At 72.1% G+C, this 19,950-nt stretch carries 18 protein-coding genes; 9 read left to right on the top strand and 9 right to left on the bottom strand.

Annotated elements, in window-relative coordinates; all coding sequences use genetic code 11:
• Positions 1-290 precede the first annotated feature (290 nt).
• Entirely contained in the window at positions 291-2,087 is a 1,797-nt protein-coding gene (locus tag ACIDOF_RS02465) for a DEAD/DEAH box helicase (RefSeq protein WP_409003910.1), read from the top strand.
• Positions 2,088-2,174: 87 nt separating this feature from the next.
• Here ACIDOF_RS02465 and ACIDOF_RS02460 read toward each other — a convergent pair whose 3' ends face one another.
• Entirely contained in the window at positions 2,175-2,345 is a 171-nt protein-coding gene (locus tag ACIDOF_RS02460; RefSeq protein ID WP_409003909.1) for a hypothetical protein, read from the bottom strand.
• 411 nt (positions 2,346-2,756) lie between these two features.
• On the opposite strand from ACIDOF_RS02460, the gene ACIDOF_RS02455 reads away from it, so the two are divergent.
• A complete protein-coding gene (locus tag ACIDOF_RS02455; protein ID WP_409003908.1) occupies positions 2,757-3,398 on the top strand; it encodes an IclR family transcriptional regulator in 642 nt (213 codons plus the stop codon).
• Between the two features lie 95 nt (positions 3,399-3,493).
• Positions 3,494-4,291 carry a S16 family serine protease gene (locus ACIDOF_RS02450; protein WP_409003907.1) on the top strand — a complete coding sequence of 266 codons (798 nt, stop codon included), beginning with the start codon at positions 3,494-3,496 and terminating at the stop codon, positions 4,289-4,291.
• Here ACIDOF_RS02450 and ACIDOF_RS02445 read toward each other — a convergent pair.
• The 3 genes from ACIDOF_RS02445 to ACIDOF_RS02435 form a co-directional block, all read right to left on the bottom strand.
• A complete protein-coding gene (locus ACIDOF_RS02445) occupies positions 4,281-4,469 on the bottom strand; it encodes a hypothetical protein (protein WP_409003906.1) in 189 nt (62 codons plus the stop codon). The genes ACIDOF_RS02450 and ACIDOF_RS02445 overlap by 11 nt on opposite strands.
• Positions 4,466-5,065, bottom strand: coding sequence for an ArsR/SmtB family transcription factor (locus ACIDOF_RS02440; RefSeq protein ID WP_409003905.1), 600 nt, complete (start codon positions 5,063-5,065; stop codon positions 4,466-4,468). The genes ACIDOF_RS02445 and ACIDOF_RS02440 overlap by 4 nt, the downstream gene beginning before the upstream one ends.
• Positions 5,066-5,160: 95 nt before the next feature.
• Positions 5,161-5,691 carry an Lrp/AsnC family transcriptional regulator gene (locus ACIDOF_RS02435; protein ID WP_409004032.1) on the bottom strand — a complete coding sequence of 177 codons (531 nt, stop codon included), beginning with the start codon at positions 5,689-5,691 and terminating at the stop codon, positions 5,161-5,163.
• A gap of 128 nt (positions 5,692-5,819) precedes the next feature.
• Between ACIDOF_RS02435 and hppD the strand changes: the two genes are divergently transcribed.
• Positions 5,820-6,965 (top strand): 4-hydroxyphenylpyruvate dioxygenase, encoded by a 1,146-nt coding sequence (gene hppD / locus ACIDOF_RS02430; RefSeq protein WP_409003904.1) that lies wholly within the window; start codon positions 5,820-5,822, stop codon positions 6,963-6,965.
• A gap of 100 nt (positions 6,966-7,065) precedes the next feature.
• Here hppD and ACIDOF_RS02425 read toward each other — a convergent pair whose 3' ends face one another.
• Entirely contained in the window at positions 7,066-8,784 is a 1,719-nt protein-coding gene (locus ACIDOF_RS02425) for a tetratricopeptide repeat protein (RefSeq protein WP_409003903.1), read from the bottom strand.
• Between the two features lie 169 nt (positions 8,785-8,953).
• Here ACIDOF_RS02425 and ACIDOF_RS02420 point away from each other — a divergent pair, with 169 nt between their 5' ends.
• Entirely contained in the window at positions 8,954-10,303 is a 1,350-nt protein-coding gene (locus ACIDOF_RS02420) for an FAD-binding oxidoreductase (protein ID WP_409004031.1), read from the top strand.
• A 61-nt stretch (positions 10,304-10,364) separates the two neighbouring features.
• Here the strand turns inward: ACIDOF_RS02420 and ACIDOF_RS02415 are convergent, their stop codons facing one another.
• Positions 10,365-10,841: an SsgA family sporulation/cell division regulator gene (locus ACIDOF_RS02415; protein ID WP_409003902.1), complete on the bottom strand. Its 477-nt coding sequence runs from the start codon at positions 10,839-10,841 to the stop codon at positions 10,365-10,367.
• Positions 10,842-11,877: 1,036 nt separating this feature from the next.
• On the opposite strand from ACIDOF_RS02415, the gene ACIDOF_RS02410 reads away from it, so the two are divergent.
• The gene (locus tag ACIDOF_RS02410) at positions 11,878-13,383 is read left to right on the top strand and encodes an RDD family protein (RefSeq protein ID WP_409003901.1); all 1,506 of its coding nucleotides are present in this window, start codon (positions 11,878-11,880) and stop codon (positions 13,381-13,383) included.
• 74 nt (positions 13,384-13,457) lie between these two features.
• Complete coding sequence (locus tag ACIDOF_RS02405; RefSeq protein WP_409003900.1) at positions 13,458-14,150, top strand: RDD family protein; 693 nt, start codon at positions 13,458-13,460, stop codon at positions 14,148-14,150.
• A gap of 74 nt (positions 14,151-14,224) precedes the next feature.
• On the opposite strand, the gene ACIDOF_RS02400 is transcribed toward ACIDOF_RS02405, so the two are convergent.
• On the bottom strand, positions 14,225-14,527 hold the full coding sequence (locus tag ACIDOF_RS02400; RefSeq protein WP_409003899.1) for a hypothetical protein: 303 nt from the start codon (positions 14,525-14,527) through the stop codon (positions 14,225-14,227).
• 417 nt (positions 14,528-14,944) lie between these two features.
• On the opposite strand from ACIDOF_RS02400, the gene ACIDOF_RS02395 reads away from it, so the two are divergent.
• Together ACIDOF_RS02395 and ACIDOF_RS02390 are read left to right on the top strand one after the other, a co-directional pair.
• A complete protein-coding gene (locus ACIDOF_RS02395; protein ID WP_409003898.1) occupies positions 14,945-17,374 on the top strand; it encodes an immune inhibitor A domain-containing protein in 2,430 nt (809 codons plus the stop codon).
• 134 nt (positions 17,375-17,508) lie between these two features.
• A complete protein-coding gene (locus ACIDOF_RS02390) occupies positions 17,509-17,838 on the top strand; it encodes a hypothetical protein (protein WP_409003897.1) in 330 nt (109 codons plus the stop codon).
• Positions 17,839-17,871: 33 nt separating this feature from the next.
• On the opposite strand, the gene ACIDOF_RS02385 is transcribed toward ACIDOF_RS02390, so the two are convergent.
• Entirely contained in the window at positions 17,872-18,462 is a 591-nt protein-coding gene (locus tag ACIDOF_RS02385; RefSeq protein WP_409003896.1) for an isochorismatase family protein, read from the bottom strand.
• A gap of 100 nt (positions 18,463-18,562) precedes the next feature.
• On the bottom strand, positions 18,563-19,915 hold the full coding sequence (locus ACIDOF_RS02380; protein WP_409003895.1) for a nicotinate phosphoribosyltransferase: 1,353 nt from the start codon (positions 19,913-19,915) through the stop codon (positions 18,563-18,565).
• Positions 19,916-19,950 lie beyond the last annotated feature (35 nt).

The raw sequence follows: 19,950 nt of genomic DNA, 5'->3' as shown, positions 1-19,950 counted from the left end.
GCCGGTGCGCGGGCCCCGCTCAAGGAAACGGCGAGGGCCGCAACGCGACTGCCACACCCCGTTCACGTACGCCCGTCCGGGAGGGTGTTGACGGGCCCGCCCGTTCGAGGAGGCCGCCCGCCTCGGCGCCCCGGAGGTGCCGGACCGGAACCCCGGCGTGCCCCGTGTGACTCCTGTCCCACCCCCGGCGGCTCCGGACAAGTCGGCCGGAGCCGTCAACGCCGCACCGGTAAGGTGGCCCGGTTGTCATACGTAGCCGAGCGCTGTGCGCAGGAACCCTGACGGAGACCGTGACTACTTCGACCGCCGCCACCTCCTCCCACCACCTCTCCCCCGCCTTCCCCGGCCGCGCCCCCTGGGGCACCGCCAACAAGCTGCGCGCCTGGCAGCAGGGGGCGATGGACCGGTACATCCAGGAGCAGCCGCGGGACTTTCTCGCCGTCGCGACGCCCGGCGCAGGCAAGACGACCTTCGCGCTGACCCTCGCCTCCTGGCTGCTGCACCACCACGTGGTCCAGCAGGTGACCGTCGTCGCCCCGACCGAGCATCTGAAGAAGCAGTGGGCCGAGGCCGCCGCCCGCATAGGGATCAAGCTGGACCCGGAGTACAGCGCGGGCCCGCTCAGCAAGGAGTACCAGGGCGTCGCCGTCACGTACGCGGGCGTCGGCGTGCGCCCGATGCTGCACCGCAACCGCGTCGAGCAGCGCAAGACCCTCGTGATCCTCGACGAGATCCACCACGCCGGCGACTCCAAGTCCTGGGGCGAGGCCTGCCTGGAGGCCTTCGAGCCCGCCACCCGCCGGCTCGCCCTCACCGGCACCCCGTTCCGCTCCGACACCAACCCCATCCCCTTCGTCACGTACGAGGAGGGCGACGACGGCATCCGGAAGTCGTCCGCGGACTACACGTACGGCTACGGCAGCGCGCTCGGCGACGGCGTCGTGCGGCCCGTCATCTTCCTCTCGTACAGCGGCAACATGCGCTGGCGCACCAAGGCCGGTGACGAGATCGCGGCCCGGCTCGGCGAGCCGATGACCAAGGACGCCGTCAGCCAGGCCTGGCGCACCGCGCTCGACCCGCGCGGCGACTGGATGCCGAACGTCCTCAAGGCCGCCGACCAGCGCCTCACCGAGGTCCGCAAGGGCATCCCGGACGCGGGCGGCCTCGTCATCGCCTCCGACCAGGACTCGGCCCGCGCCTACGCCAAGCTGATCCGCGAGATCACCGGCACGAAGGCGACCGTCGTCCTCTCCGACGACACCGGCGCGTCCAAGAAGATCGACGAGTTCAGCGGCAACGACGACCGCTGGATGGTCGCGGTCCGCATGGTGTCCGAGGGCGTCGACGTCCCGCGCCTCGCGGTCGGGGTGTACGCGACCACCATCTCGACGCCGCTGTTCTTCGCCCAGGCCGTCGGCCGCTTCGTGCGCTCCCGCAGGCGCGGCGAGACGGCCTCCGTGTTCCTGCCGACCATCCCCGACCTGCTCGGTTTCGCCAACGAGATGGAGGTCGAGCGGGACCACGTCCTCGACAAGCCGAAGAAGGGCGGCGAGGAGGACCCGTACGCCGAGTCCGAGAAGGAGATGGAGGAGGCGAACCGGCAGGAGGACGAGGACACCGGCGAGCAGGACATGCTGCCCTTCGAGGCCCTGGAGTCCGACGCCGTCTTCGACCGGGTGCTCTACGACGGTGCCGAGTTCGGCATGCAGGCCCACCCCGGCAGCGAGGAGGAGCAGGACTACCTGGGCATCCCCGGACTGCTCGAACCCGACCAGGTGCAGCTGCTGCTGCAGAAGCGGCAGGCCCGGCAGATCGCGCACAGCCGCAAGCGGCCCGACGAGGACGCCGACCTCCTCGAACTCCCCGCCGAGCGCCGCCCGGTCGTCTCCCACAAGGAGCTCCTCGAACTCCGCAAGAAGCTCAACACGATGGTCAGCGCGTACGTCCACCAGTCCGGCAAGCCGCACGGCGTGATCCACACCGAGCTGCGCCGGGTGTGCGGCGGCCCGCCGAGCGCGGAGGCGACGGCGGGCCAGATCCGGCAGCGGATCGCCAAGGTCCAGGAGTGGGCGACCCGGATGAAGTGAGCCCGGGGGAGGGGCAGTTGGCCCTGCGGCCCGCCCCTGTCCCCGTACGCGTCCCTGCCCCCGCGCGCGTCACCGACCCCGCACGCGTCACCGCGCCGACTGCCGGACCGGCCGGTGCCGGCCCATCGCGACCATCCCCGCACCCACGGCCAGGGTCAGCGCGGCGGTGGCGGCGGACGCGGGCAGCGCCCAGAACAGCGCGCCCGCGGCGGCGACGACGGCGACGGCGACACAGGGGGCGGTACGGCGGAGCTTCATGCGGCGGCCTTTGCTGTGCGGCTCTAGCTGGGCGCCGGCCCGTCGACGGACCGGCCGGGGCGTCTCACAGCCCCTGGCGCCAACGTAATGTGCGGACGGCACCCGCCCGCCGCACCAAAGGTCCCCACTTGCGGGCCGGAGGTCCCGGGGCACGTGCGACGTGGGATGTCCAAGGTCCCCAAAGGGGCAAACCGCATCCGATCGACGCCTTTCCGTCGACCCGGGTGCCCGGATTCTGGACTAACTCTTCCGCTCAGCGGGACGGTCTCGCTACTGTCCCCCGGAAACGCACACGCCCCGTGGCAGCGCCGCCTCGGAGCGCAGCCGGTGCCGGGGTGGCGCCGGGGCGAGCCTGCCCCGGACCCTCCTTCGACGCACCCCTTTCGACTCACCTCCGAAGGAGAGGGCGTCGTGACCGCGGAGACTTCTCAGACGCTCGACCGGGGCCTCAGGGTCCTCAAGCTGCTCGCCGACACCGACCACGGCCTCACCGTCACCGAACTGTCCAACAAGCTCGGCGTCAACCGGACCGTGGTCTACCGGCTGCTCGCCACGCTCGAACAGCACGCCCTGGTCCGCCGCGACCTGGGCGGCCGTGCCCGCGTCGGCCTCGGCGTGCTGCGCCTCGGCCGGCAGGTGCACCCGCTGGTCCGTGAGGCCGCGCTGCCCGCGCTGCGGGCCCTCGCCGAGGACATCGGGGCGACCGCGCACCTCACGATGGTCGACGGGGCGGAGGCGCTCGCGGTGGCGGTGGTCGAGCCGACCTGGACCGACTACCACGTCGCGTACCGCACCGGCTTCCGGCACCCGCTCGACCGGGGCGCCGCCGGCAAGGCCATACTCTCCGCCCGCCAGGGCCTGATCGGCGAGCCCGGCTACACGCTCACCCACGGCGAGCTGGAGGCGGGCGCGGCCGGTGCCGCCGCCCCGCTGATCGGGGTGACGGGCATCGAGGGCAGCGTCGGCGTCGTCATGCTCGCGGACGCGGTCCCGGAACGGGTGGGCCAGCGCGTCCTGGACGCGGCGAAGGAAGTCGCGGACGCGCTGCGCTGAGCTTCCTGGGCGGGGCGCGGTCCGAGCCGGCGTGCGCGGCCCCGGACGACGCCCCGGACAACGGTGGCGGACCCGGCACGGACTAAATTGGACCCGTGCTCTCCGCCCTCGCCGCCCTTCCCCGTCGTACGGCCCTCGCGATCAGCGCCGTACCCGTACTGGCCCTCCTCGGTGCGACCGCGTTCGCGCCGCTGCCGTTCGCCGTCGCGCAGCCCGGCTCCACCGCGAACGTGCTCGGCGAGAACAAGGGCGAGCAGGTGATCACCGTCGAGGGCGAGCCGACCCGGCCGACCAAGGGCGAGCTGCTCATGACGACGATCGTCGCGACCGGCCCGGACATGCGGATCCACCTCGGGGACGTGCTCGACGGCTGGTTCCGCACCGACCGTGCCGTGATGCCGCGCGAGGCGGTCTACCCGACCGGCGACACCACCGAGGAGATCGAGAAGCACAACCTCGGCGAGATGAAGAAGTCCCAGGACGAGGCGGTCGCCGCGGCCCTCGGCCACCTGGGCCTGAGCCCGAAGGACGTACGGGTCGAGCTGAAGCTCGCCGACATCGGCGGCCCCAGCGCCGGCCTGCTGTTCACCCTCGGCATCATCGACAAGCTCGACGGCGACGGCAGCGGCGGCGACCTCACGGGCGGCCGCACCATCGCCGGTACGGGCACGATCACCGCGGACGGCAAGGTCGGCGCGGTCGGCGGCGTCGCCCTGAAGACCCAGGCGGCGGGCCGGGACGGCGCGAGCGTGTTCCTGGTGCCGAAGGCGGAGTGCGCGGACGCGAAGGCGGAACTCCCCGAGGGCATGCGCCTGATCCCGGTCACGACCCTGGACGGCACGGTGGACTCCCTGCGCGCCCTCAACAGGAACGGGAAGGTCCCTACCTGCTGAGCGGCGCCGCGACGGCCGCCCGAGGCGTGGCCAGCCGCAGCCCCAACTCGACCAGCGCCCAGCCGAGTTGAGCCCGCAACGACACCCGCCGCGGCACCGGCCGGTACGCGGCCTCCTGTAACTCGACGGCCCGGCGGGCGTGCAGGAGGAGGTGGGTGTGGGGGTCTACGGGGCTCATTCCGTGTCCTCTCGGTTCCGGGCCGTGGGCAGGGCGTGCAGATGGAGGCGGACCCGGGCGGCGTTCGGCGTGCCGGGTTCCGGGGCCGACTCGCGGTAGCTCTCGATGAGTTGGGTGATCTTCTCGTTCAGCTCGCGGCTCTGCCCGGGGGTGAGGCTCAGGGTGAAGTTGCTCAGTTCGGACGCGGCGACCCACTCCTCGGGCCATTCGTGCATGGTGCCGAGCCAGGTGGACAGCTCGTGGGCGTGCTGGGTGGCCAGCTCGTGCAGCATGGCGGTGACGGCGCCCCGGGTCTCGGGCGATCCGTCGGTGATCAGCTCCACGCCGATCCGCGTGCCCTGATGCGCCGCCTTCCACCACCGCTCCCGCCCCTTGCCGTGCTCGGGGGCGTCCTCGACGAAGCCGTGCGCGGCGAGCTGGCGCAGGTGGTAGCTGGTGGCCCCGCTCGACTCGCCCAGCCGCGCGGCGAGTTGGGACGCGGTGGCCGGTCCCTCGTGGCGCAGGCTCTCCAGGAGCCGGATTCGCAGCGGATGTGCAAGCCCCCGCAGCGAACGCGGGTCGAGATCCCGGACCTTGTGCTCGTGCCGTTCCGTCATGCCCTGAGCATGGCATGCAAAGGGTTTCTTGCAAAGACCCCTTTGCAAGGAACTCTTTGTAACTACGCCCCCGCCGAATCGGCCTTCGGCTCGGCTCAGCGGGCGCCCGGCTCCAGCGACGCCGCCTGCTCCACCAGCGGGATGATCCGCAGCGGAACGGGGTTCTCCATGACGATCGCCGTCGCGGCCCGGACGATGCCGTCGAAACCCACCACCCGGTCGATCACCCGTTGGAGATCCGCGTTCGACCTGGCCACGAGCCGGCAGAGCATGTCGCCGCTGCCGGTCGTGGTGTGCAGTTCGAGCACCTCTGGCACGGTGGCCAGATGCGCGCGTACGTCCGCTCCCTGGCCCTGCTTGATCTCCAGGGTCGCGAACGCGGTCACCGGGTAGCCGAGCGCCGCCGGGTCGACGTCCGGGCCGAAGCCGCGGATCACTCCGTTCGACTGCAGCCGGTCGAGCCGCGCCTGCACCGTGCCGCGGGCCACGCCCAGCCTGCGCGACGCCTCCAGGACGCCGATCCTGGGCTCACGGGCGAGCAGCACGATGAGGCGGCCGTCGAGCTCGTCGACCGTGGCGCCGACCGGCGTTCCGGCCGGCCGTCCCTGCGGGGTTCCGACGGACATGGCGTGGATCACACTCCCGATGGTCATCCTGCACAGATCGTCCGGACATATTGGCCGCCCGCTATGCACATTGCCCAGGGATTCAGCGAACTATTGCGCACCTTGTGGAACGGAGAGAACCTGCGGACATGACTGAGACCACACATGCCACCCCCGACACCGCCCGGCAGGCCGACCCCTTCCCGGTCAAGGGAATGGACGCGGTCGTCTTCGCCGTGGGCAACGCCAAGCAGGCCGCGCACTACTACTCGACCGCCTTCGGCATGAAGCTCGTCGCCTACTCGGGACCCGAGAACGGCAGCCGCGAGACGGCCAGTTACGTCCTGGAGAACGGCGGAGCCCGGTTCGTCCTCACCTCCGTCATCAAGGCCACCACCGACTGGGGCCGCTTCCTGGAGGCGCACGTCGCGGAGCACGGCGACGGCGTGATCGACCTCGCCATCGAGGTCCCGGACGCCCGCGCCGCCTACGCGTACGCGATCGAGCACGGCGCCACCGGCATCGAGGAGCCGTACGACACCAAGGACGAGCACGGCACGGTCGTCCGCGCCGCGATCGCCACGTACGGCAAGACCCGGCACACGCTCGTCGAGCGGTCCGGTTACGACGGCCCGTACCTGCCGGGCTTCGTGGCCGCCAAGCCGATCGTCGAACCGCCGGCCAAGCGGACCTTCCAGGCCATCGACCACTGCGTCGGCAACGTCGAGCTCGGCAAGATGAACGAGTGGGTGGCCTTCTACAACAAGGTCATGGGCTTCACGAACATGAAGGAGTTCGTGGGCGACGACATCGCCACCGAGTACAGCGCGCTGATGTCGAAGGTCGTCGCGGACGGCACCCTCAAGGTGAAGTTCCCGATCAACGAGCCCGCGATCGCGAAGAAGAAGTCGCAGATCGACGAGTACCTGGAGTTCTACGGCGGCGCCGGCGTCCAGCACATCGCCCTCGCCACCAACGACATCGTCGAGACGGTACGCACGATGCGCGCCGGCGGCGTCCAGTTCCTCGACACCCCCGACTCGTACTACGACACCCTCGGCGAGTGGGCCGGCGAGACCCGCGTGCCCGTCGAGACGCTGCGCGAGCTGAAGATCCTCGTCGACCGGGACGAGGACGGGTACCTGCTGCAGATCTTCACCAAGCCGGTCCAGGACCGGCCGACCGTGTTCTTCGAACTCATCGAGCGGCACGGGTCGATGGGCTTCGGCAAGGGCAACTTCAAGGCCCTCTTCGAGGCGATCGAGCGCGAGCAGGCGAAGCGGGGCAACTTGTAGGTCGGGGTTCAGGCGCACCCCGTCCGGCGCCGGGTCGATCGGCCCCCGGCCTCGTCCTCAAGCGCCGGACGGGCTCGATCATCGGCCTCCGGCCTCGTCCTCAGGCGCCGGACGGGCTGATTTTCGGTCCCCGCTCATCAGCCGGATCCGGTGATCTCAGCGGCCGCTCAGGCGATTTGCTCGGCGCCGCCGACTTCGAGGGCGAACGCGTCGCCGCAGGACTCGGGCTCGGGCTCGCGCTCGGCGTCCCCGTCGGCTTCGGGCTCGAACTCGGCGCCGCCGGGGCCGAGTTGACCGGCGCCGGGGTCGGGGTCGGAGCGGTGGGCTCCGTCGGCTGCGTCCCCTTGCCGTGCATGTTCTCCGGACCGCCCTCCGGGGGCTCGCCGAGCGCGTCCAGGGCCTCCTGGGCGTACGGGGCGAGCAGCGGCGAGAAGTGCGGGTTGATCCGCAGCGCCTGCTCCAGATGGCGGCGGGCCGCGCCGTACTTGCCGATCTGCCGCTCGATCTCCCCGCGGTGGTACGCGAACAGCGCGCTCATCGGGCCGTCCTTCATCGCCCGCTTCGCGTACCCGAGCGCCTTCTTGCTCTTGCCCGCGCGGTGCAGCGCCCAGCCGAGCGCGTCGCTGACCTCGCGGCCCGGCTGCCGCTTGTACTCCGCCGTGAGGCGCCGTACCGCCGCCTCCGGGTCGCCGTGGTCCGCCTCGAAACGGCCGAGCACCAGCGCGTCGTTGACGCCGACCGCGCTCTCCTCCTCGACCCGCGCCCGCAGTTGCTCGTACTGCGCCTGCGAGGCCGGCTCCATGCCGAGGGACTCGTACAACTCGCCCAGTTCCAGGGCGTATTCGGGGCGCGGCTGCTTCGCGATCGCCGCCTGGTAGCTGACCATCGCCTCCGACGTGCGGCCGAGCGCGCGCTGGGCGCGGCCCTTGCCCGCGAGCGAGGCGTGGTGCTCGGGCTCGGTGCGCAGCGCCGCCTCGAAGTAGCGGAGCGCCTGCTCCGGCTCCCCGCGCTCGAAGAGCAGCTCCCCGAACCGGTGCTGGTACGCGGCCTGTTCGGCCGGGGTCTCGGCGAGCGCCGCCGCGTCGTAGAGGTGCGCGGCCGAGTCCTCGCGCCAGCCGCGGTCCCGGTACACCTGCGCCGTACGGGCCATCACCGCGCTGCCCGACCGCAGTTCCTGCAGCTTCTCCAGGGCCTTGCCGACCGCCTTGTCGTCGCCGAGCCCGGTGTACGCGTCGATCAGCTGTGGGTACAGCGTCCAGCGCTCCGGGGCCTTCGCCGCCGCGGCCTCGCCGTACTTCTTCGCCGCCGCGTAGTCGCGCCGCGCGTTCGCGAGCACCGCCATCCCCGCGAGCGCCTCCACGTTGCCCGCCTCGCCCGAACGGGTCGCCAGGGACCGCTTCAGGGCGTCGTCGGCCTTCGCCAGGTACGTCAGGTCGGCGGTCCTGCGGCCCTGTTCGACGTAGGCCGAGCCGAGCACCGCCCAGGACTCCTCGTCCGCCGGGTGCCGCCGCACATGCGCCTCCCGGTCGCCGATCAGCGCCGCCAGATCGGGCAGCGCGGCCGGCACCCCCGCCCCGTACGCGGCCTGCGCCCGCCCCACCGGACCGAGCGCGGGCGGCGCCGACTCCGCGGCGAGCAGCGGCACGAGCGTCACCACACCGGCCAGGACCACGGAACCCGCGACCGAGGCGAGCAGCACCCGGCGCGCGGAAGGGGCCCGGCGCCGACGCGGCGCGGGGGAGTCCTGAGGCGCCGGGGAGTCCTGAGGCGCCGGGGAGTGCTGAGGCGTGTCCCGGCGCGCATCCTGATCGATCTCCATGGCGGACACTGTGCGTCAGAAAGTGGGCCAATACGACGAACGCAGCGCGGCATGCGCCGGGCGACGCAGACGGGTTCACACCGATGGCCCCCGGTGCCACGCTTGAATCATGAACGATGTCTCCGAGCGCCCCTCAGGTCAGCCCGTCGACCCCGCCCGACTCGTCGAGATGCTGCGCGAGAACCTCCCCGCCGAGGCCGTCCTCACCGACCCGGACGTCATGGCCGCGTACGCCAACGACATGGCCAGCTTCTGCCCCTCGGGCGTTCCCGCCGCCGTGGTCCTGCCGCGCACCGTCGAGCAGGTGCAGCACGTCATGCGCACCGCGACCGCGCTCCGCGTCCCCGTCGTCCCGCAGGGCGCCCGCACCGGCCTGTCCGGCGCCGCCAACGCCTCCGACGGGTGCATCGTGCTCTCCCTGACCCGGATGGACGCCATCCTGGAGATCAACCCGGTCGACCGGATCGCCGTCGTCGAACCGGGCGTCGTCAACGCCGTCCTGTCCCGCGCCGTGAACGAGCACGGCCTCTACTACCCGCCGGATCCCAGCAGTTGGGAGCAGTGCACCATCGGCGGCAACATCGGCACGGCCTCCGGCGGCCTGTGCTGCGTCAAGTACGGCGTCACCGCCGAGTACGTCCTCGGGCTCGACGTCGTCCTCGCCGACGGCCGCCTGCTGCAGACCGGCCGCCGCACCGCCAAGGGCGTCGCCGGGTACGACCTCACCCGCCTCTTCGTCGGCTCCGAGGGCAGCCTCGGCATCGTCGTCCGCGCCGTGCTCGCCCTGAAGCCCGAGCCGCCCCAGCAGCTCGCCCTGGCAGCGGAGTTCGCCTCGACGGAGGCCGCCTGCGCCGCCATCTGCAAGATCATGGAGGGAGGGCACGTGCCCTCCCTGCTGGAGCTGATGGACCGCACGACCATCAGGGCCGTAAACGACCTGGCGCAGATGGGCCTCCCGGAGACCACAGAGGCGCTGCTCCTCGCCGCCTTCGACACCGCCGACCCGGCCGCCGACCTCGCCGCCGTCGGGGAGCTGTGCGCCGCCGCCGGAGCCACCGAGGTCGTGCCCGCCGACACCCACGCCGAGTCCGAACTGCTGCTCCAGGCACGGCGGTTGTCGCTCACCGCGCTCGAAGCTGTCAAGGGCACGACGATGATCGACGACGTGTGCGTGCCCCGCTCCCGCCTCGCCGACATGCTGGAGGGCACCGCCCGTATCGCCGAGAAGTACGACCTGACCATCGGCGTCTGCGCCCACGCCGGCGACGGCAACACGCACCCCACCGTCTGCTTCGACGCCCAGGACCCGGACGAGTCCCGGCGGGCCCGCGAGTCCTTCGACGAGATCATGGCCCTCGGCCTGGAACTCGGCGGCACGATCACCGGCGAGCACGGCGTGGGCGTCCTCAAGAAGGAGTGGCTGGCGCGCGAGATCGGGCCCGTGGGCGTCGAACTGCAGCGCGGCATCAAGCAGACCTTCGACCCGCTGGGCCTGCTCAACCCCGGCAAGCTGTTCTGACGCCCCGCGGGCCCGCTCCCGCACGCACGCGTTCGTTCCGTACCGGCGTACGGCACGTGGCTCACTCACCGTCCTTGGACTCGTCCGAGGGCCACGGGTCGCGCAGCCACAGGTCGTCCGCCGGGGTCGGGGTGAGGAGTTCGGCCAGACCGTCGTCGATGCCGAGGTGGTCGGACTCCGAGCCGGGCGGGACCACGCGCAGGGTGCGCTCCAGCCACGCCGAGACGGCCGCCGCCGGGGCCTCCAGGAGGGCGTCGCCGTCGGGCGAGCTGAGCGCCATCAGGACGACGCTGCGCCCGTCCATCTTCGTCGGCCACACCCGCACGTCCCCGTGTCCGCACGGCCGGAAGACGCCCTCGACGAGCAGCTCGCGCGCGAAGGTCCAGTTCACCGGCTGCTCGGAGCCGATGTGGAAGGTGATGTGCACGGCGTACGGGTCGTCCGTCCGGTACGTCAGCCGCGCCGGAACGGGGATGCTGCGCTCCGGCGACAGGACCAGCTTCAGCTCGAGCTCGCGTTCCACCATGGTGTGCTGCATGTCGTGCCTCTCTTCCGCGTCGGGGGCCCTTTCTCAGGCCCGCACTGGGAGAGAGCGCGCAGGTCGCAGATGCTTACGCGACTTTCCAAAACTTTTTTCCCGAACCTCCGGCGGACCGCTGCCGCCCTCTTCGCGGGGCCCTTCGCGCGTCCCGTCTCGGGGCCCTGCGGCGGGTCCGGCCCCGGGCTCCCTGCCGGGCCAGTTCCGTCAGCGGGTCCCATCCCGGGGGGCGGTGGCGGGGCCCCCGGTCCCGGGCTCCTTCGCGGGGCCGCTCGTGGTCCCCTCTCCGGGGCGTTCGCGGGGCCCTGTGACGGGTTGTTTCCGGCTGCTCCTTCACGAGGCCATCGCGGCCCTCGCGGGTCCTTCGCCGGGCCGTTCGCGGGCCCCGGCACAGGGCGCCGCGGCGGGTCCGCTCTCGGGCTTCTTCCCGGGCTCGCTCCCGGCCCCCTCCGCCGGGCCGTTCCCGGCGCCATTGCCGGCCCTTTCGTGGAGTCGGTGCCGAGCCCTTTGCGGGTCAGTCCCCGGAGTCGTTCGCCGGGCTGATGGTGGGACCCTTCGCCGGGGCGTTCGCTGGGCCCGTTGCCGGGAATCTTCATGTTGCCTGCGCGGGACCTTCGGGCGGACCCGCCCCCCCTCGCCGTGGCTGTTCCCGCGGGGGCGGTGGGGTTTCTCCGGTCGTGCGCGGGCGAGTGTTTCGCGGGGCGCGTTCTCGGCCGTACCGCTCTCGGGTGCTCGGGGGCGTGCGGTTGACGGGGTGCGGGGCGGAGGGTGCGGGGCGGTTGTTCGTCGGTTCTGGTGGGTGGGGTCCACGGGCTGTCGGGCATACGGGCCCGTATCAGGCGTACTCGGGCGGGTGGGGCGTGCCGGGGGAGTGGGTCGGGGGATGTGTGGGCAGGCGGGAGGGGAGGCAGGGCTGTGGCCCTGTGGTGCCCGGAAAGTGGACGGAACGGCAGGAGCCGCCCGGTGGCCCCGGGCGGTCTGATAGATGTGGGTCTTCCACAACACCCTCCAGCAGATACGGGACTACGGACGGACCATGAGCGCCCCTACCCCGGCCCCCGGCGACAGCAGCCCCACGAGTGGGTACTACCCGGACCCCTCCATCCCCGGATACATCCGGTACTGGAACGGCGCCGCCTGGGTGCCCGGCACCAGCCGCCCCGCACCCGCCGAGGGTGAGCCGATGCCCGTGCCGCCCGGCGGCGCCGAGCCCGCGCCGGGTGTCGTCCCCGAGCAGCAGGTCGCCCCGGCCGAGGAGACCGGCCCGATGTTCCTCGACGAGGGACCCGCGGCCGCCCCCGAGGCGAACCCGGCGGCCGAGCGGTCCGGTCAGCCCGAGCCCGCCTCCGCCTGGGGCGCCGACGCCTCCCGGCAGACCGGCTTCGGCGGTGAGCAGGCCCGCGTCTCCTGGGGCGGCGAGCCCGAACCGCAGCAGCAGCCGCAGCAACAGCCGCCGGCCGAGCAGCAGCAGTCCGCCCCTCCCGTGCACCCGGCCGCCCCGGCCCGTACCGACGGCACCGTCGCGATCCGCGCCGTACAGCCGGGCCGCGACCCGCAGCAGCAGCCCGCCTCCGAAGCGGGCCAGGGCCAGGGACAGGGACAGAACCAGGCGCAGGCCCAACAGCCGCCCGCCGACGGCACGATGATGGTCCGCGCCGTTCGCCCGGGACAGAACCCCGGCCAGGCCCCCGGCCAGACCCCCGGCCAGAACCAAGGCACCCCCCAACAGCAGCCCGAACCCGGCACGATGGCGATCCGTGCGCTGCCGGGCCAGCAGAACCCGATCCAGCCCACCCCGCCCGCGACCCCGCAGCAGGGCGCCCCGTCCGGCTACGGCTACCCGCAGGGCGCCCCGCAGCACGGCGCACCCGGTTCCGGTTACGGCTACCCGCAGCCGCAGTCCGGCGGCCCGGTCGGCGCCGGTGCCGGTGGCGGTGCCGCGTCCTGGCCGCAGCAGGTGCAGAACCTGGCGCAGGGCCCGGAGGCGGAGGGCGGTCCGGTCACCCCGTTCAAGCCCGTCGCCGACGACCCGTTCCTCGCGGCCGCCCAGGCCCAGGCCGCAGCCCGGCCCGCGGGCCTCGGCAAGCGGCTCGTGGCCCGTCTGATCGACACGGTCGTCGTCGGCGCGGTCACCGGCGCGGTCGCCGTGCCGCTGCTGACCAGCGCGGTCGAGCACATCGACGGCAAGATCGAGGAAGCCAAGCTGTCCGGCATGGAGCGCACGGTGTGGCTGCTCGACGGCACCACGTCCGTGTACCTCGGCATCGTCCTCGCCGTCCTCCTCGTCTTCGGCGCGCTGTACGAGGCGCTGCCCACCTCGAAGTGGGGCTTCACGCTCGGCAAGAAGCTGATGAAGATCGAGGTCCGGGACATCGAGGAGCACGTGGCCCCGACGTTCTCCGCGGCCCTGCGCCGCTGGCTGGTCTACTGCGTGCCCGGCGTCCTGGCGATCGGCGCGCTCGGCGTGCTCTGGTGCACGTGGGACCGCCCGTGGCGGCAGTGCTGGCACGACAAGGCGGCGAGGACGTTCGTCGCAGGTTAGGTGCGCGCTGAACGGATCCCCCGTTCAGCCCCTCGCCGGATGCGACCGCAGGTGCGCCGCGGTCGACTCGGCCCATGAGCACACCACCGCCGCCCCCAGGCCAGGGCCCGCCGGACGAGGACCCGTTCAGCAAGCCGCAGCAGCCACCCGCGGGCGGCGGCTCCCCGTACGACCAGCCGCCCCCCGGCGGCGGTTCGCCGTACGACCAGCCCCCGCCCCCGCCCGGAGGCGGGGGTTTCGGGCCTCCGCCCCCCGGAGGCGGGCCCTACGGCGGTGACCCGTACGGCGGCGGTTACGGCGGGGCCGACCCGCTCGCCGGGATGCCGCCGCTCGCCGACAGCGGCCGGCGCGTGCTCGCCCGCATCGTGGACATGCTGATCGTCGGCGTCGTGGTCGCCCTGCTCTCCTGGGCGTTCGGCTGGACGCAGGTGGAGGTCGACGCCGACGAGGTCGAGTACGGCACGACCTTCGGCCGCTCGATCCTGTCGGCGGTCCTGTACCTGGCGTACGACACCTGGTTCACGTCCAGGACGGGGCAGACGCCGGGCAAGCAGTTGATGAAGCTGCGGACGGCGAACCTGGACAACGGGTCGACGCCGAGCGTGCAGACCTCGCTCGTGCGGGCGGCCGTGCTGTGGCTGCCGTTCTCGTTCTGCTGCTACTGCATCTGGACCGCGATCTGCGGCGGCTGGAGCTTCTTCGACAAGCCGTACAAGCAGGGCCTGCACGACAAGGCCGCGAAGACGGTGGTGGTCAGCACCGGCTGACGAGGCACCCGGTACGTGCACCGGCGGGCCCGCGACGGAAGGAGTCGCGGGCCCGCCGGCGTGTGCGGCCCCCGTCAGGAGTGCAGCGAGTGCTCCGCCGTACGCGCCTCGGCCCCGGCGCGCACCGGCCGTACGGAGACGGGCTCGGGCCCCGGCTGAACCGACCGGACCGACTGAGCCGGCTGACCCGAACGCCCCGCCGCCGCGCCCCGGGTGGGCACGGCCACCGCGACCAGCAGCCCGAGCGCGAGGGAGGCGACGGCGATGACGGCGACGCCGAGGCCCGAACGCGTCTGGAAGAGCAGCAGCATGGCGAGGGTCGCGAAGACCACGGTGGCGGAACCGTAGGCGAGCTGTGCGGCGGTCGGGCGGGGCATGGCGAACTCCGTCGTCCTCTGGACAGCAGATGCGGGGGTGCGGTGAACGTGTACCGAACGGGCCGAGCACGCGGTCAACTCATGCTATTCCGCTGGATTCCCGAGCGAAGAGGCGTGTAAGCGTGAGCTTGGGCACGGCGGGTGCGGCGCCGAAGCATGAGGGGCGCACGGGCTCACGGCGTCGTCCACGCAGCGAGACGTACGCGCCCCAACGCCCGGCCCGCGTACGACGGTCGGCGTCCGGATAGCACAACTCGGCCACCGCATAGTGCACTTGACCAGTTCAAGTCAAGGTCTGTCTTTTCTCGCGTAACTCCGGTCGAATGTCGTCACTTGTGACGCGGCACTGCGCCCGGATCCCTTTGACCCCCCATCCGCAGGCTCCGCAGGCGCGGTCGCGGGGGAGGACAGTACGAAGTGATCCAGAGGACCAAGTCCGGCAGACGCCGGGCGTTCCGCGCCGCGGCCGTGGCCACGGCGCTCGCCGCCGTCGGCGCCACGGCGTCGGCTTACAGCCTCGCGCAGGCCGACGAGGACACGGGGCGGCAGGCCGCCGGAGTGGAGCGCCACGACCCGGCGCCCGGCGACGGCCACGCGGGCCACGGCGAGCACGACCTGAAGGGCCCGTTCAGCGACACCGAGGCGCAGCAGCGCGAGGACGCCCTGCGCCAGGTGATATCCGGCGAGGCCAAGCCGACCAAGCGCGGCGCGTCGAACGTGGTGAAGCTCGACGACGGCAAGTACGTGGAGCTGGGCCGGGAGAAGACCGACAAGATCTTCACGATCCTGGTCGAGTTCGGCGACAAGGTCGACGACACCACGATGTACGACCCGGACGGCCCGGACGGACCGGAGGCCCCGGTCAAGAAGTACGGCGGCAAGCCGGGCCCGCTGCACAACAAGATCGCCGAGCCGGACCGGGAGAACGACAACTCCACGGCCTGGCAGGCGGATTACAACCGGCAGCACTTCCAGGACCTGTACTTCTCCGAGGACCCGAAGAAGGAGTCCGTGAAGAAGTACTACGAGAAGCAGTCCTCGGGCCGCTACTCGGTCGACGGCGAGGTCTCCGACTGGGTCAAGGTCGAGTACAACGAGGCCCGTTACGGCTCCAACTACTGCGGCGACACCAACTGCGCCAACGTGTGGGACGCGGTGCGCGACGGCGTCAACCAGTGGACCGCCGACCAGAAGGCCGCCGGGAAGACCGACGCCGAGATCAAGGCCCAGCTCGCCGAGTACGACGCGTGGGACCGCTACGACTTCGACGCCGACGGCAACTTCAACGAACCCGACGGCTACATCGACCACTTCCAGATCGTGCACGCCGGCGAGGACGAGTCCGCGGGCGGCGGCGTCGAGGGCGAGAACGCGATCTGGGCGCACCGCTGGTACGCGTACGGCTCCGACGCGGGCAAGACCGGCCCGGCCGAAAACAAGGCGGGCGGCACGCAGATCGGCGACACCGGGATCTGGGTCGGCGACTACACGATGCAGCCGGAGAACGGCGGCCTCGGCGTCTTCGCCCACGAGTACGGCCACGACCTCGGCCTGCCGGACCTGTACGACACCTCCGGCAAGGGCGAGAACTCCACCGCCTACTGGTCGTTGATGTCCTCCGGCTCCTGGCTCGGCCGCGGCGAGGACTCCATCGGCGACCTGCCCGGCGACATGACCGCCTGGGACAAGCTGCAGCTGGGCTGGCTGGACTACGACACGGCGAAGGCCGGCACGAAGTCCACGCACAAGCTGGGCTACGCCGAGTACAACACCGCGAACAAGCAGGCCCTCGTCGTCGAACTGCCCGAGAAGCCCGTCACGACCACCATCACCAAGCCGGCCGACGGCACGAAGCAGTGGTGGAGCGGCCAGGGCGACGACCTCAAGAACACCCTGACCCGCACGGTCGACCTCACCGGCAAGTCCAAGGCCACGCTCGACCTTTCGGGCTGGTGGGACATCGAGGCGAACTACGACTACGCCTACGCCGAGGTCTCCACGGACGGCGGCGCGAGCTACACCCCGCTCGACGGCACCGCCGACGGCACGCCGATCCCGCGCGACGGCGGCGACAAGCCGGCCCTGCACGGCAGTTCGGGCGCGTGGAAGAAGCTGAGCTACCCGCTCGACGCGTACGCGGGCAAGAAGATCGAGCTGCGCTTCCGCTACCAGACCGACGGCGGCACCTCCCTCAAGGGCTTTGCCGCGGACGGCATTTCGGTGACGGCGGACGGCGCGCAGCTCTTCGCGGACGACGCCGAGACCGACGACAACGGCTGGACGAAGAAGGGCTTCGACCGCATCGGCGAGTCCTTCACCAAGGACTACCCGCAGTACTACCTCGCGGAGAACCGCCAGTACGTGTCGTACGACAAGACCCTCAAGTCCGGCCCGTACAACTTCGGTTGGGCCAAGACGCGGGAGAACTGGGTCGAGCACTTCCCGTACCAGAACGGGCTGATGCTCTGGCAGTGGGACACCTCGCAGGCGGACAACAACACGGGCGTGCACCCCGGCAAGGGCCTGGTCCTGCCGATCGACGCGCACCCGAAGGCGGAGAAGTGGGCCGACGGCTCGCTGATGCGCAACCGGATCCAGTCCTTCGACTCGACCTTCAGCCGGTACGGCACGGACGCGGTCACGCTGCACAAGGACGGCGTCGCGAAGAAGATCCCCGGGCGGGACGGAGTGAGCGTCTTCGACGACGGCCACTGGGTGTCGTACTACGACCCGTCGAACCCCACGGCGAGCGTGAAGGTAACTGACACCAACACCAAGATCGCGATCGTGAACGAGCCGAAGAGCGGCGAGACAATTACGGTCGAAGTGGGCCCCCAGCAGGACTGAGCGAAGTTTTCGCAGGTCAGAGACGTATCGGCCGCGGCCCCTAGCGGGGTCGCGGCCGATCGTGTTTAGGTGCGTCCAGCGAGTTCCTTATTGACGCAACGACTGAGCAACGTCTCACGGGGGTGTGATGTCGCATGGCTGGAGGAGGCTTCAGCAAGCTGCCGGGAGGCAGCGTCGTAGTGGCCCTGACCCTGCCGAGCCCGCTGGGCGAGCAGGAGAACGTCCGGGTCCTCGTGCATGCCGCGAACCGGGCGCGGGCCCTGACCAGGCTCCGCAACCTGGGCCTGCGCGCGGTCTACCTGCGGGGCAACACGCACCCGCCGACACCGGACGAGGTCACGGCCGTCCTGCACCATCCGGACGGCCTGCTGTGGCGCACGGCGCCGGACGGCGCGGACGAGCTGTGGCACCCGATCAGGGCGCTGCTGAGACCGGGCCGGTCGAGCCCCACCGGAGTCCGCTGAGCCGGTGACGAGCCTGACCGGGCCCGCCCCCGGTCAGGCCACGACCGGCTTGCCCGCCAGCTCCACGCCCGCCCCGCGCAGCTCGTCGAGCGCCCGCTGGGTCGACTCCTGCGCGACCCCGGCCGTCAGGTCGAGCAGCACCTTCGTCCGGAACCCCTCGCGGGCCGCGTCGAGCGCCGTGGCCCGTACGCAGTGGTCCGTGGCGATGCCGACCACGTCGACCTCGGTCACCTCGCGCGCCCGCAGCCACCGCGCCAGCGGCGTGCCGTTCTCGTCGGTCCCCTCGAATCCGCTGTACGCGGCCGTGTACGCGCCCTTGTCGAAGACCGCGTCGACGGCGCCCGAGGCGACGGCCGGGGCGAAGTTCGGGTGGAAGCCGACGCCCTCGGTGCCGGCCACGCAGTGCGCGGGCCAGCTGTGGGCGTAGTCCGGGTGGTCGGAGAAGTGGTCGCCGGGGGCGATGTGGTGGTCGCGGGTGGCGACCACGTGCTGGTAGCCCGCACCGGCCGCCTGGCCGATGAGATCCGTGACCGCCGCGGCGACGTCCGCACCGCCGGCGACCGCGAGGCTGCCTCCCTCGCAGAAGTCGTTCTGCACATCCACGACAATCAGTGCGCGGCGCATGATGGTGTCCTTCGGCTGGATTCTTCGGATGCTTCGAGGGGACGGCCCTTGCATTCCCCCTCCCCGGGGGTTCATGCCGCCGCCCCCTCGGACGAGGTCCCTACGCCTGCCCGCCCGCGATGTGCTCGGTCGGGATGACGGCCTCGCCGCGGGACAGCTGGGTCGCCGACAGCGGCAGCAGGTCGCGGGCCGCCTTGTGCCGGGCCCGGACCGCGTCCAGCGGCTCGCGGGCGACCACCTCGCCGCCCTTGACCAGCTCGACGAGCAGCTGCCGGTCGGCGAGGTCGGCCGGGACCTCGCCCGTGCCGACGACCTCCGCCTCGGCGACGCCGTCCGCGTCCAGGCGGCGCGCGGCCCACTTGCGGCCGCCGCGCGAGGACTTGGCGCCCATCGACTTCTTCGCGACCGGTTCGAGCGGCGCGCCCGGGTCGGCGGACTTGGCCCGCGCCACCAGCTTGTAGACCATCGAGCAGGTCGGGTGCCCGGACCCGGTGACCAGCTGCGTGCCCACGCCGTAAGCGTCCACGGGCGCCGCCGCGAGCGAGGCGATGGCGTACTCGTCCAGGTCGGAGGTCACCACGATCTTGGTGTCCGTGGCGCCCAGCTCGTCCAGCTGCTGCCGGACCCGGTGCGCCACGAGCAGCAGGTCCCCGGAGTCGATCCGGACGGCGCCGAGCTCGGGCCCGGCCACCTCGACGGCGAGCCGCACGGCCTCGGCCACGTCGTACGTGTCGACCAGCAGGGTCGTGCCCCGGCCGAGGGTGTCCACCTGGGCGGTGAACGCGTCCCGCTCGCTGTCGTGGAGCAGCGTGAAGGCGTGCGCGGAGGTGCCGACCGTGGGGATGTCGTACCGGAACCCGGCCGCGAGGTCGGAGGTGGCCTCGAAGCCGCCGACGTACGCGGCCCGGGACGCGGCGACCGCGGCCAGCTCGTGGGTGCGGCGCGCGCCCATCTCGATCAGCGCCCGCCCGCCCGCGGCGGCCGACATCCGGGAGGCCGCGGCGGCGATGGCGGAGTCGTGGTTGAGGATCGAGAGGATCACCGTCTCCAGGAGCACGCACTCCGCGAAGGTTCCCTCGACCCGCAGGATCGGCGAGCCCGGGAAGTAGACCTCGCCCTCCGGGTAGCCCCAGACGTCGCCCTGGAAGCGGTAGTTCGCGAGCCACTGGAGGGTCGGCTCGTCCACGACCTTCCGCTCGCGCAGGAAGCGGAGCACGCCCTCGTCGAAGCGGAAGTTCTCCACCGCGTCCAGGACCCGCCCGGTGCCCGCGACCACGCCGTACCGGCGGCCCTCGGGGAGCCGGCGTGTGAACACCTCGAAGACCGAGCGGCGCTCGGCCGTGCCCGCCCTGAGGGCGGCCTGCAGCATCGTCAGCTCGTAGTGGTCCGTGAAGAGCGCCGTCGACGGCACGTCCACGGGCAGCCTGAGGTCCGCAGAGTTGAAGGCGTTCATGGCCCCACCATTCGTAGCCCCACTGTTCATGCTCC

The organism is Streptomyces sp. Da 82-17 (assembly GCF_046098215.1).
Classification (GTDB): domain Bacteria; phylum Actinomycetota; class Actinomycetes; order Streptomycetales; family Streptomycetaceae; genus Streptomyces.
This window is presented reverse-complemented; position numbering and strand designations above follow the sequence as displayed.